The organism is Escherichia sp. MOD1-EC7003, from assembly GCF_002965065.1.
Taxonomy (GTDB): Bacteria; Pseudomonadota; Gammaproteobacteria; order Enterobacterales; family Enterobacteriaceae; genus Escherichia.
The window spans coordinates 21124-33698 of record NZ_PTRE01000059.1 but is presented as its reverse complement, the minus strand read 5'-3'; the positions used below and the strand labels follow the sequence as shown (position 1 = coordinate 33698).

General features: G+C 52.7%; 10 protein-coding genes and 2 pseudogenes. 9 read left to right on the top strand and 3 right to left on the bottom strand.

The window, feature by feature from the left end; translation table 11 throughout:
• Positions 1-19: 19 nt before the first annotated feature.
• From nadR to nadS, 3 genes and pseudogenes are all read left to right on the top strand, one after another.
• Complete coding sequence (nadR, locus tag A7090_RS11220) at positions 20-1252, top strand: multifunctional transcriptional regulator/nicotinamide-nucleotide adenylyltransferase/ribosylnicotinamide kinase NadR (RefSeq protein ID WP_105274073.1); 1233 nt, start codon at positions 20-22, stop codon at positions 1250-1252.
• Positions 1253-1263: 11 nt separating this feature from the next.
• Positions 1264-1353 (top strand): annotated as a pseudogene (locus A7090_RS26545) (type II toxin-antitoxin system RelE/ParE family toxin); the annotation flags it as partial.
• Position 1354: 1 nt separating this feature from the next.
• A complete protein-coding gene (nadS, locus tag A7090_RS11210) occupies positions 1355-1639 on the top strand; it encodes a NadS family protein (protein WP_105274072.1) in 285 nt (94 codons plus the stop codon).
• Between the two features lie 55 nt (positions 1640-1694).
• Here the strand turns inward: nadS and ettA are convergent, their stop codons facing one another.
• On the bottom strand, positions 1695-3362 hold the full coding sequence (gene ettA / locus A7090_RS11205) for an energy-dependent translational throttle protein EttA (protein WP_105274071.1): 1668 nt from the start codon (positions 3360-3362) through the stop codon (positions 1695-1697).
• Positions 3363-3640: 278 nt separating this feature from the next.
• Between ettA and sltY the strand changes: the two genes are divergently transcribed.
• Entirely contained in the window at positions 3641-5578 is a 1938-nt protein-coding gene (gene sltY / locus A7090_RS11195) for a murein transglycosylase (RefSeq protein WP_105274070.1), read from the top strand.
• A gap of 89 nt (positions 5579-5667) precedes the next feature.
• Positions 5668-5994: a trp operon repressor gene (trpR, locus tag A7090_RS11190; protein WP_000068677.1), complete on the top strand. Its 327-nt coding sequence runs from the start codon at positions 5668-5670 to the stop codon at positions 5992-5994.
• A gap of 1642 nt (positions 5995-7636) precedes the next feature.
• On the opposite strand, the gene yjjX is transcribed toward trpR, so the two are convergent.
• A complete protein-coding gene (gene yjjX, locus A7090_RS11185; protein ID WP_105274131.1) occupies positions 7637-8158 on the bottom strand; it encodes an inosine/xanthosine triphosphatase in 522 nt (173 codons plus the stop codon).
• Between the two features lie 51 nt (positions 8159-8209).
• On the opposite strand from yjjX, the pseudogene gpmB reads away from it, so the two are divergent.
• Positions 8210-8857, top strand: a pseudogene (gene gpmB / locus A7090_RS11180) (2,3-diphosphoglycerate-dependent phosphoglycerate mutase GpmB).
• On the opposite strand, the gene robA reads toward gpmB, so the two are convergent.
• Entirely contained in the window at positions 8854-9723 is an 870-nt protein-coding gene (gene robA, locus A7090_RS11175; RefSeq protein WP_053886919.1) for an MDR efflux pump AcrAB transcriptional activator RobA, read from the bottom strand. The pseudogene gpmB and the gene robA sit on opposite strands and share 4 nt — an antisense overlap.
• 210 nt (positions 9724-9933) lie before the next feature.
• Here robA and creA point away from each other — a divergent pair, with 210 nt between their 5' ends.
• Genes creA through creC form a run of 3 tightly spaced genes read left to right on the top strand, consistent with a single transcriptional unit; the run spans position 9934 to position 12533 of the window.
• Positions 9934-10407, top strand: coding sequence for a protein CreA (gene creA, locus A7090_RS11170; RefSeq protein ID WP_105274069.1), 474 nt, complete (start codon positions 9934-9936; stop codon positions 10405-10407).
• A gap of 12 nt (positions 10408-10419) precedes the next feature.
• On the top strand, positions 10420-11109 hold the full coding sequence (gene creB / locus A7090_RS11165; protein ID WP_105274068.1) for a two-component system response regulator CreB: 690 nt from the start codon (positions 10420-10422) through the stop codon (positions 11107-11109).
• Positions 11109-12533, top strand: a complete 1425-nt coding sequence (creC, locus tag A7090_RS11160; RefSeq protein ID WP_105274067.1) for a two-component system sensor histidine kinase CreC — start codon at positions 11109-11111, stop codon at positions 12531-12533. The genes creB and creC overlap by 1 nt, the downstream gene beginning before the upstream one ends.
• Positions 12534-12575 lie beyond the last annotated feature (42 nt).

Below are 12575 nucleotides of genomic sequence, written 5' to 3'. Positions count from 1 at the left end.
GAGAGATACGGAGGGAGATATGTCGTCATTTGATTACCTGAAAACTGCCATTAAACAACAGGGCTGCACGCTACAACAGGTGGCCGATGCCAGCGGTATGACCAAAGGGTATTTAAGCCAGTTATTGAATGCCAAAATTAAAAGCCCCAGCGCGCAAAAGCTGGAAGCGTTGCACCGTTTTTTGGGACTTGAGTTTCCCCGGCAGAAGAAAACCATTGGTGTAGTATTCGGTAAGTTCTACCCGCTGCATACCGGACATATCTACCTTATCCAGCGTGCCTGTAGCCAGGTTGATGAGCTGCATATCATTATGGGCTTTGACGATACCCGTGACCGCGTGTTGTTTGAAGACAGCGCCATGTCGCAGCAGCCAACGGTGCCGGATCGTCTGCGTTGGTTATTGCAAACCTTTAAATATCAGAAAAATATTCGCATTCAGGCTTTCAACGAAGAGGGGATGGAGCCGTATCCACACGGCTGGGATGTGTGGAGCAACGGCATCAAAAAGTTTATGGCTGAAAAAGGGATTCAGCCGGATCTGATCTACACCTCGGAAGAAGCCGATGCGCCGCAGTATATGGAACATCTGGGGATCGAAACGGTGCTGGTCGATCCGAAACGCACCTTTATGAGTATCAGCGGTGCGCAGATCCGCGAAAATCCGTTCCGCTACTGGGAATATATTCCTACCGAAGTGAAGCCGTTCTTTGTGCGTACTGTGGCGATCCTCGGTGGCGAGTCGAGCGGCAAATCCACCCTGGTAAACAAACTTGCCAATATCTTCAATACTACCAGTGCGTGGGAATATGGCCGCGATTATGTCTTTTCGCACCTTGGCGGTGATGAGATCGCATTGCAGTATTCCGACTACGATAAAATCGCGCTGGGCCACGCACAATATATTGATTTTGCAGTGAAATACGCCAATAAAGTGGCGTTTATCGACACTGATTTTGTGACAACTCAGGCGTTCTGCAAAAAGTACGAAGGACGCGAGCATCCGTTCGTGCAGGCGCTGATCGATGAATACCGTTTCGATCTGGTGATCCTGCTGGAGAACAACACCCCATGGGTAGCAGATGGTTTACGCAGCCTTGGTAGTTCGGTGGATCGCAAAGAGTTCCAGAACTTGCTGGTGGAGATGCTGGAAGAGAACAATATCGAATTTGTGCGAGTTGAAGAGGACGATTACGACAGCCGTTTCCTGCGCTGCGTGGAGCTGGTGCGGGAGATGATGGGGGAGCAGAGGTAATCATCTTTATTTCCTATCCGAAAAATGCCAAAGATAATCTGACAGATACGGGAAAAGCTCAACTAAAGAAGTTGACGAAACTGCTCAAAGGCGAGGTATAAAATGAGTTTTTTTGATGAGTTGAAAACCTCTCTGGAAGAGGCTGCCGAGATTAAACAAGGTTTGAAAGAACCAGCACGGATGACCCGCTACGAAATTGCGGATGTTAAAGCTATTCGTGAGCAACTCAACGTTTCACAAAGTGAGATGGCAAAAGCTCTGGGAACCAGTGTGGATACCATTAAAAGCTGGGAATCGAAGCGAAGAAATCCTACGGGATTGGCTGCAAAAGTACTTGCCACAATTAAAGAAAATCCTGCCTTTTTCCGGGAACTAGCCTCGCATTAATCAGATATCTAATGCCGGATGCGATGCTGGTGCACCGCATCCGGCATTTTACGCATTACTTCGCAATACGCTTGTACTTGATGCGCTTCGGCTCCAGCGCGTCTGCGCCCAGCGTGCGTTTCTTGTACTCTTCGTATTCGGTAAAGTTACCTTCGAAGAACTCAACTTTACCTTCATCCTGGTAATCCAGAATATGCGTGGCGATACGGTCGAGGAACCAACGGTCGTGCGAGATAACCATCGCGCAGCCCGGAAACTCCAGCAGGGCGTTTTCCAGCGCACGCAGGGTTTCGATATCCAGGTCGTTGGTCGGTTCGTCGAGCAGCAGCATGTTGCCGCCAACCTGCAACAACTTCGCCAGATGCAGACGACCACGCTCACCACCGGAAAGTTCGCCAACACGTTTACCCTGATCAACCCCTTTAAAGTTAAAGCGGCCAACGTAGGCGCGGCTTGGCATCTCGGTGTTGCCGATTTTCATGATATCCAGCCCACCGGAAACTTCTTCCCAGACGGTTTTGCTGTTATCCATTGAGTCACGGAACTGATCAACAGACGCCAGTTTCACCGTTTCACCTAAAGTGATGGTGCCGCTATCCGGCTGTTCCTGACCAGAGATCATACGGAACAGGGTCGATTTACCCGCGCCGTTCGGCCCGATGATCCCGACGATTGCCCCTTTCGGGATCGAGAAACTCAGGGAGTCAATCAGCAGGCGATCGCCGTAGGATTTACGCAGGTTGCTGACTTCCAGCACTTTATCGCCCAGACGCGGTCCAGGTGGAATAAACAGTTCGTTGGTTTCGTTACGTTTCTGATATTCGGTGCTGTTCAGCTCTTCAAAGCGCGCCAGACGTGCTTTACCTTTCGACTGGCGGCCTTTAGTCCCCTGACGAACCCACTCCAGCTCTTTCTCAATCGACTTACGACGCGCCGCTTCTTGTGAAGCTTCCTGCGCCAGGCGCTGATCTTTCTGCTCCAGCCAGGAGGAGTAGTTGCCTTCCCACGGAATACCTTCACCGCGGTCCAGTTCGAGGATCCAGCCTGCAACGTTATCGAGGAAATAACGGTCGTGGGTAATCGCCACTACGGTGCCTTCGAAGTCGTGCAGGAAGCGTTCCAGCCACGCTACGGATTCGGCATCCAGGTGGTTAGTCGGTTCGTCGAGCAGCAGCATGTCTGGTTTTTCCAGCAGCAGGCGGCACAACGCCACGCGACGACGTTCACCACCGGAGAGGTTAGCGATTTTCGCGTTCCAGTCCGGCAGACGCAGCGCATCTGCCGCACGCTCCAGCTGCACGTTCAGATTGTGACCGTCGTGAGCCTGAATGATCTCTTCCAGACGGCCTTGTTCAGCGGCCAGCTTGTCAAAATCGGCATCCGGATCGGCGTATAGCGCATAGACTTCATCCAGACGTTTCAGGGCATTAACCACTTCAGAAACCGCTTCCTCAATGGACTCACGCACGGTGTGTTCCGGGTTCAGCTGCGGCTCCTGCGGCAGGTAACCAATCTTGATATCCGGCTGTGGACGCGCTTCACCTTCGATGTCTTTATCAATGCCCGCCATAATGCGCAGCAGGGTAGATTTACCCGCGCCGTTCAGGCCCAGGACACCAATTTTTGCCCCAGGGAAGAAACTCAGTGAGATGTTTTTCAAAATATGACGTTTCGGCGGAACAACCTTGCCGACACGATGCATGGTATAAACGAATTGAGCCACGTTGGACTTCGCCTCTATGTTTATCGTGATGATGGGTTTTCAAAGGCGAAGTGTAGCCTTTTTCCTTATCTAATCCCAGCCGGTCGATCACCCCAGTCACTTACTTCTGCAAGCTCCTGGGGACTCACTCACTTATCGCCTTCCTGCAACACGAATTATTTAGAGTATAAAAGTAAAAAAGTGTCCGTAACGTGGCGTAAACGGCAATGACTGGTTAGCATAAATCTATTACGCGGCATGACGCTGCATTGATGTATTTACACTGAGAGGATGCGCTTGTGGAAAAAGCCAAACAAGTTACCTGGCGGTTGTTGGCTGCTGGTGTCTGTTTGCTGACGGTCAGCAGCGTGGCGCGAGCCGACTCACTGGATGAGCAGCGTAGCCGTTACGCGCAAATCAAGCAGGCCTGGGATAATCGACAAATGGATGTGGTCGAACAAATGATGCCAGGGCTGAAGGATTATCCACTTTATCCCTACCTGGAATACCGCCAGATCACCGATGACCTGATGAATCAACCGGCGGTGACAGTCACTAACTTTGTTCGCGCTAACCCCACGCTTCCTCCCGCTCGCACGCTGCAATCTCGTTTCGTCAATGAACTGGCGCGACGCGAAGACTGGCGTGGCTTGTTAGCTTTTAGCCCTGAAAAGCCAGGGACTACCGAAGCGCAATGTAATTACTACTATGCGAAATGGAACACCGGGCAGAGTGAAGAAGCCTGGCAAGGGGCGAAAGAGCTGTGGCTAACCGGCAAGAGTCAGCCTAACGCTTGTGACAAGTTATTTAGCGTCTGGCGCGCGTCAGGTAAACAAGAGCCGCTGGCGTATTTAGAGCGTATCCGTCTGGCGATGAAAGCGGGTAACACAGGTCTGGTGACAGTGCTGGCAGGGCAGATGCCTGCCAATTACCAGACTATCGCCTCGGCGATTATTTCTTTGGCGAACACCCCTAATACGGTACTGACCTTCGCGCGAACAACCGGAGCGACCGATTTTACCCGTCAAATGGCGGCGGTGGCGTTTGCCAGTGTGGCACGGCAGGATGCTGAAAATGCAAGGCTGATGATCCCGTCGCTTGTTAAGGCGCAGCAGCTTAATGAAGATCAGACTCAGGAGCTGCGCGATCTCGTCGCCTGGCGTTTGATGGGCAACGATGTCACCGATGAGCAGGCGAAATGGCGCGATGACGCCATTATGCGCTCGCAATCCACGTCGCTGATTGAACGCCGCGTACGAATGGCGCTTGGCACCGGCGATCGTCGAGGCCTGAATACCTGGTTGGCGCGTTTGCCGATGGAAGCGAAAGAAAAAGATGAATGGCGTTACTGGCAGGCAGATTTACTGCTGGAACGCGGACGTGAAGCTGAAGCGAAAGAGATTTTGCATCAACTCATGCAACAGCGTGGTTTCTACCCGATGGTTGCTGCACAACGCATCGGCGAAGAGTATGAGCTGAAGATTGATAAAGCGCCGCAGAATGTCGACAGTGCTCTGACTCAGGGGCCAGAGATGGCGCGCGTGCGCGAGTTAATGTACTGGAATCTTGATAACACCGCGCGTAGCGAGTGGGCCAATCTGGTGAAGAGCAAGCCAAAAACAGAGCAGGCACAGCTGGCGCGGTATGCTTTCAACAACCAATGGTGGGATCTTAGCGTTCAGGCAACGATCGCCGGGAAGCTGTGGGATCATCTGGAGGAGCGGTTCCCGCTGGCCTACAACGATCTTTTCAAACGCTACACCAGTGGCAAAGATATCCCGCAAAGCTATGCAATGGCGATTGCTCGGCAGGAGAGCGCCTGGAATCCGAAAGTGAAGTCGCCGGTAGGCGCCAGTGGTCTGATGCAGATTATGCCTGGTACAGCGACCCATACGGTGAAGATGTTCTCTATTCCCGGTTATAGCAGTCCTGGGCAATTGCTGGATCCGGAAACGAACATCAACATTGGCACCAGTTACCTGCAATATGTTTATCAGCAGTTTGGCAATAACCGTATTTTCTCCTCAGCAGCGTATAACGCCGGACCTGGGCGGGTACGTACCTGGCTTGGCAACAGCGCCGGGCGTATCGACGCAGTGGCATTTGTCGAGAGTATACCGTTCTCCGAGACGCGCGGTTACGTAAAGAACGTGCTGGCTTATGACGCGTACTACCGCTATTTCATGGGGGATAAACCGACGTTGATGAGCGCCACGGAATGGGGGCGTCGTTACTGATCCGCACGTTTATGATATGCTATCGTACTCTTTAGCGAGTACAATCGGGGGAGGCATTTTGCTTCCCCCGCTAACAATGGCGACATATTATGGCCCAACAATCACCCTATTCAGCAGCGATGGCAGAACAGCGTCACCAGGAGTGGTTACGTTTTGTCGACCTGCTTAAGAATGCCTACCAAAACGATCTCCATTTACCGTTGTTAAACCTGATGCTGACGCCAGATGAGCGCGAAGCGTTGGGGACTCGCGTGCGTATTGTCGAAGAGTTGTTGCGTGGCGAAATGAGCCAGCGTGAGTTAAAAAATGAACTCGGCGCGGGCATCGCGACGATTACGCGTGGATCTAACAGCCTGAAAGCCGCGCCCGTCGAGCTGCGCCAGTGGCTGGAAGACGTGTTGCTGAAAAGCGATTAATTTTGTAGGCCTGATAAGACGCGTCAGCGTCGCATCAGGCAGTTGTTGCCGGATGCGGCGTGAACGCCTTATCCGGCCTACAAAACCAAAACGTATGTAGGCCTGATAAGACGCGTTAAGCGTCGCATCAGGCGTTGATTGCCGGATGCGGCGTGAACGCCTTATCCGGCCTACAAAACCAAAACGTATGTAATCCTGATAAGACGCGTCAGCGTCGCATCAGGCAGTTGTTGCCGGATGCGGCGTGAACGCCTTATCCGGCCTACAAAACCAAAACGTATGTGGGCCTGATAAGACGCGTCAGCGTCGCATCAGGCGTTGATTGCCGGATGCGGCGTGAACGCCTTATCCGGCCTGCGCAACCAAAACGTATGTAGGCCTGATAAGACGCGTCAGCGTCGCATCAGGCAGTTGTTGCCGGATGCGGCGTGAACGCCTTATCCGGCCTACGAAACCAAAACGGATGTAGGCCTGATAAGACGCGTCAGCGTCGCATCAGGCAGTTGTTGCCGGATGCGGCGTGAACGCCTTATCCGGCCTACAAAACCAAAACGGATGTGGGCCTGATAAGACGCGTCAGCGTCGCATCAGGCAGTTGTTGCCGGATGCGGCGTGAACACCTTATCCGGCCTACAAAACCAAAACGGATGTGGGCCTGATAAGACGCGTCAGCGTCGCATCAGGCGTTGATTGCCGGATGCGGCGTGAACGCCTTATCCGGCCTACAAAACCAAAACGTATGTGGGCCTGATAAGACGCGTCAGCGTCGCATCAGGCGTTGATTGCCGGATGCGGCGTGAACGCCTTATCCGGCCTACAAAACCAAAACGTATGTAGGCCTGATAAGACGCGTCAGCGTCGCATCAGGCAGTTGTTGCCGGATGCGGCGTGAACGCCTTATCCGGCCTACGCAACCAAAATGTATGTGGGCCTGATAAGACGCGTCAGCCTCGCATCAGGCGTTGATTGCCGGATGCGGTGTGAACGCCTTATCCGGCCTACAAAACCAAAACGTATGTAGGCCTGATAAGACGCGTCAGCGTCGTATCAGGCGTTGATTGCCGGATGCGGCGTGAACGCCTTATCCGGCCTACAAAACCAAAACGTATGTAGGCCTGATAAGACGCGCCAGCGTCGCATCAGGCAGTTGTTGTCGGATGCGGCGTGAACGCCTTATCCGGCCTACGCAACCAAAATGTATGTAGGCCTGATAAGACGCGCCAGCGTCGCATCAGGCAGTTGTTGCCGGATGCGGCGTGAACGCCTTATCCGGCCTACAAAACCAAAACGTATGTAGGCCTGATAAGACGCGTCAGCGTCGTATCAGGCGTTGATTGCCGGGTGCGGCGTGAACGCCTTATCCGGCCTACAAAACCAAAACGGATGTGGGCCTGATAAGACGCGTCAGCGTCGCATCAGGCGTTGATTGCCGGATGCGGCGTGAACGCCTTATCCGGCCTACAAAACCAAAACGTATGTAGGCCTGATAAGACGCGTCAGCGTCGCATCAGGCAGTTGTTGCCGGATGCGGCGTGAACGCCTTATCCGGCCTACAAAACCAAAACGTATGTAGGCCTGATAAGACGCGCCAGCGTCGCATCAGGCGTTGATTGCCGGATGCGGCGTGAACGCCTTATCCGGCCTACAATGGCTGATACACGACATTATGAAACGGACTCAGCGCCAGGATCACCGCCTGGTGATAGACGCTGGCGCGAGTGAGTTTCCCGGCGGTAAACACACCGATGGCTCCTTCTTTACGGCCAATTTCATCAATGCCGGTATAACGCGACATCACGGGGCCAAGCGCCTCGCCTTCACGTACTTTCTCCAGAATCACCGCAGGTAACGGCAAAGTAGCCGAACGTGCCTCGCTGCGCTGGCTGGCGTTTTCAATCACCACCCAACTGAAAGTGCTGTCGCCATCAATGCCAGCTTCAATCGCCACCCAAAAATCAGCCTCAGGATGTAAACGGCGAGCATTTGCTACCCGATTTCGTGCGCCAGCGCGCGTTTCCTCACTGCCAAAGGGCTGTTCCGGTACACCGCTCTCGACGGCAACCGATGCAATATGGCAGGATCCTTCGCCGAAGATCTCATTAAATGCCTGCAGAATGGCCTGAATTTTAGCGGGATTGGTGGTCGCACAGACAACTTGGTGCATAATCAGCATTACTCAGTCAATTAACGTTACAGCAGTATACGGAAAAAAAGCATGTTACAGGTATACCTAGTCCGCCACGGTGAAACGCAGTGGAACGCCGAGCGACGTATTCAGGGCCAGTCTGATAGCCCGCTGACTGCCAAAGGTGAGCAACAGGCGATGCAGGTGGCGACCCGTGCCAAAGAGCTTGGCATTACGCATATCATCAGTAGTGATTTAGGGCGCACCCGGCGTACGGCAGAAATCATCGCCTAGGCCTGCGGCTGTGACATCATCTTTGATTCTCGCCTGCGTGAATTAAATATGGGTGTACTGGAAACAAGAAATATCGATTCTCTGACTGAGGAAGAAGAAAACTGGCGTCGCCAGCTGGTCAATGGCACCGTTGACGGGCGTATTCCTGAAGGCGAGTCAATGCAGGAGCTTAGCGATCGCGTCAATGCGGCACTGGAATCTTGCCGGGACTTACCGCAGGGAAGCCGATCGCTGCTGGTGAGCCACGGTATTGCACTGGGATGCCTGGTGAGCACCATTCTCGGCTTACCAGCATGGGCAGAGCGTCGCTTACGTCTGCGTAACTGTTCTATTTCGCGCGTGGATTATCAGGAAAGCCTGTGGCTGGCGTCTGGCTGGGTGGTTGAAACCGCAGGGGACATCTCGCATCTGGACGCCCCTGCATTAGATGAGCTGCAGCGTTAACGACGGATCGGAATCAGTAGTTCACAGCGCAGATTAATTGGGCGATCTCCCGCTTTGGCATCTTCTGCCGGGTAGTATCGCTCAATATCCTGACCTTTACGGCGCGTCAGGTTGAGCATTGGCATGCACGTTCCATATACCGTCAGGATAAACTCCTGCACGCCGGTTCCCAGACCTTCATAGGTAAACATCACATATTCACCGCCCTGCAACATCACCGGATTCCCCGTCAGTACATAGCCGTCTGCCTGATCCTGGGCTAACGCGGTGGTATAGAACACCTCTTGTTCGTCGTCTTTATCCTGACTCGGACGCGTTTCATTCAGGCCGTAGAGCACTGGTGGAATGGTTGGTGCGTTGCCGAGAAAATCGTGCCAGAATTGATAACGCATTTCATGGCGGAAATCAGAGATTTGCTCCAGCGAACAGGAGTAGCTCTGGGTAACACCAATCAGCGGCGTATCTTCCAGGGTAACAAATTTGTGCTCTGGCATGGTAAATTCACCCAGACGTAGCGGCGGGCGAATACCAAAGGCGCTCCATTCAGGAGAACGGCGGTAAAGCGCAGGAGTCTGGGCAAACTGCTTCTTGAATGCGCGGGTAAATGTCTGTTGAGAGTCGAAGCGATATTGCAGCGCGATATCCAGAATTGGACGCGCAGTCAGGCGTAGTGCGACCGCCGATTTCGACAAACGACGAGCACGAATATATGCGCCAATAGCATGGCCAGTGACATCTTTAAACATTCTCTGTAAGTGCCACTTGGAATAACCCGCTTTCGCCGCTACATTGTCGAGCGACAAGGGCTGATCCAGATGACCTTCCAGCCAGATTAAAAGGTCGCGAATAATGCCGGCCTGATCCATAAAATATCCTCATCCTTTCAACAACGAGCACCTGACATCAGGTAACTGGATAATAGCATTTTTTGCTGTTTTAGCATTCAGTGTTTTTTTCTTAGTAGAGTATGTTTTAGGTCTTGACGGAAATAAAAGTATTGAAATTTTGTTTTTAATCAATATGTTATTTACCGTGGTGAACTAATTGCTCGTGTAATAGATAAAAATGGTAACAATATGAAATACAAGCATTTGATTCTGTCTTTAAGCCTGGTAATGCTGGGGCCGTTGGCTCATGCAGAAGAGATTGGTTCGGTCGACACTGTATTTAAAATGATCGGCCCGGATCACAAAATTATCGTAGAAGCCTTTGACGATCCCGATGTGAAAAATGTCACTTGTTATGTGAGCCGGGCGAAAACAGGTGGTATTAAAGGGGGGGTGGGCCTGGCAGAAGATACCTCCGATGCGGCCATTTCTTGTCAGCAAGTCGGGCCGATTGAACTGTCGGATCGAATTAAAAATGGTAAAGCCCAGGGCGAGGTAGTATTCAAAAAACGCACGTCGCTGGTCTTTAAGTCGTTACAGGTCGTGCGCTTTTATGACCCTAAACGCAACGCGCTCGCTTATCTGGCTTACTCCGACAAAGTTGTAGACGGTTCGCCGAAAAACGCGATTAGCGCGGTGCCTGTCATGCCGTGGCGGCAATAACAGAGGCGATTTATGCAACGGGAAACGGTCTGGTTAGTGGAAGACGAGCAAGGGATAGCCGACACACTGGTCTACATGTTGCAGCAGGAGGGCTTTGCCGTCGAGGTCTTTGAGCGAGGCTTGCCGGTGCTGGATAAAGCTCGCCAGCAGGTTCCCGATGTCATGATTCTCGATGTTGGTTTGCCTGATATCAGCGGCTTTGAATTGTGCCGCCAGTTACTGGCGCTCCATCCAGCGTTACCTGTACTGTTCCTGACGGCCCGAAGTGAAGAGGTCGATCGCCTGCTTGGGCTGGAAATTGGCGCTGACGACTACGTGGCTAAACCGTTTTCACCGCGCGAAGTGTGCGCCAGGGTGCGCACCTTACTGCGTCGGGTGAAGAAGTTCTCGACGCCATCTCCCGTCATCCGTATTGGTCATTTTGAATTGAATGAACCCGAAGCGCAGATCAGCTGGTTTGACACGCCATTAACGCTGACGCGGTATGAGTTTTTGTTGCTGAAGACGTTACTCAAGTCGCCGGGCCGCGTCTGGTCCCGCCAGCAACTGATGGATAGCGTGTGGGAAGATGCGCAGGACACCTATGATCGCACCGTCGATACCCACGTTAAAACGCTGCGTGCCAAGTTGCGCGCCATCAACCCCGATCTTTCACCGATTCATACTCATCGCGGCATGGGATATAGCCTGAGGGGCCTGTAATGCGTATCGGCATGCGGTTGTTGCTGGGCTATTTTTTACTGGTGGCGGTGGCGGCCTGGTTCGTACTGGCTATTTTTGTCAAAGAAGTTAAACCGGGCGTACGAAGAGTAACGGAGGGGACGTTGATCGACACCGCAACGTTGCTGGCAGAGCTGGCGCGTCCCGATTTGCTCTCTGGTGACCCAACGCATGGGCGACTGGCACAGGCATTTAACCTGCTACAACATCGCCCGTTTCGCGCCAATATCGGTGGCATTAACAAAGTGCGCAATGAATATCATGTTTATATGACCGATGCGCAGGGCAAAGTATTATTCGATTCGACAAATAAAGCCGTCGGACAGGATTATTCGCGCTGGAATGACGTCTGGCTAACGTTGCGTGGTCAGTATGGTGCGCGCAGCACGTTGCAAGATCCTGCCGATCCCGAAAGTTCTGTGATGTATGTCGCCGCACCGATTATGGACGGCTCGCGGCTTATTGGCGTTTTGAGCGTAGGCAAACCGAACGCGGCGATGGCTCCGGTCATTAAACGCAGCGAGCGGCGAATTTTATGGGCCAGCGCCATTTTGTTGGGGATTGCACTGGTGATTGGCGCAGGCATGGTTTGGTGGATTAATCGTTCCATTGCCCGGCTCACTCGCTATGCTGATTCCGTCACTGATAATAAGCCCGTTCCTCTTCCCGATCTCGGCAGTAGCGAGCTGCGTAAACTCGCGCAGGCGCTGGAAAGTATGCGCGTGAAGCTGGAGGGGAAAAATTATATTGAGCAGTATGTTTACGCGTTAACCCATGAGTTAAAAAGTCCGCTGGCGGCAATCCGTGGCGCGGCAGAAATTTTACGCGAAGGCCCGCCGCCAGAAGTGGTGGCCCGTTTTACCGACAACATTCTGACGCAAAACGCGCGTATGCAGACACTGGTTGAAACGTTATTACGCCAGGCAAGACTGGAGAATCGTCAGGAAGTCGTTCTGGCGGCTATTGATGTGGCGGCATTATTTCGCCGCGTCAGCGAAGCGCGCACCGTGCAGTTGGCAGAAAAAAATATCACTCTGCATGTTATGTCTACCGAGGTTAATGTTGCTGCTGAACCGGTGTTACTGGAGCAGGCTCTGGGGAATTTACTGGATAACGCCATTGATTTTACCCCCGAGAGCGGTCGCATAACGCTTAGCGCCGAAGTGGATCAGGAACACGTCACGTTTCAAGTGCAGGATACCGGTTGTGGTATTCCTGACTACGCCCTGTCGCGTATTTTTGAACGTTTTTACTCTTTGCCGCGTGCAAATGGGCAAAAAAGCAGTGGTCTGGGGTTGGCGTTCGTCAGTGAGGTTGCTCGTTTGTTTAATGGCGAAGTCACGCTGCGCAATATGCCGGAAGGCGGCGTGCTGGCCTCGTTTCGACTTCACCGTCACTTCACATAGCTTCAAATTCTTCCCACATAGCCTTCGTATCTTGCTGCCATT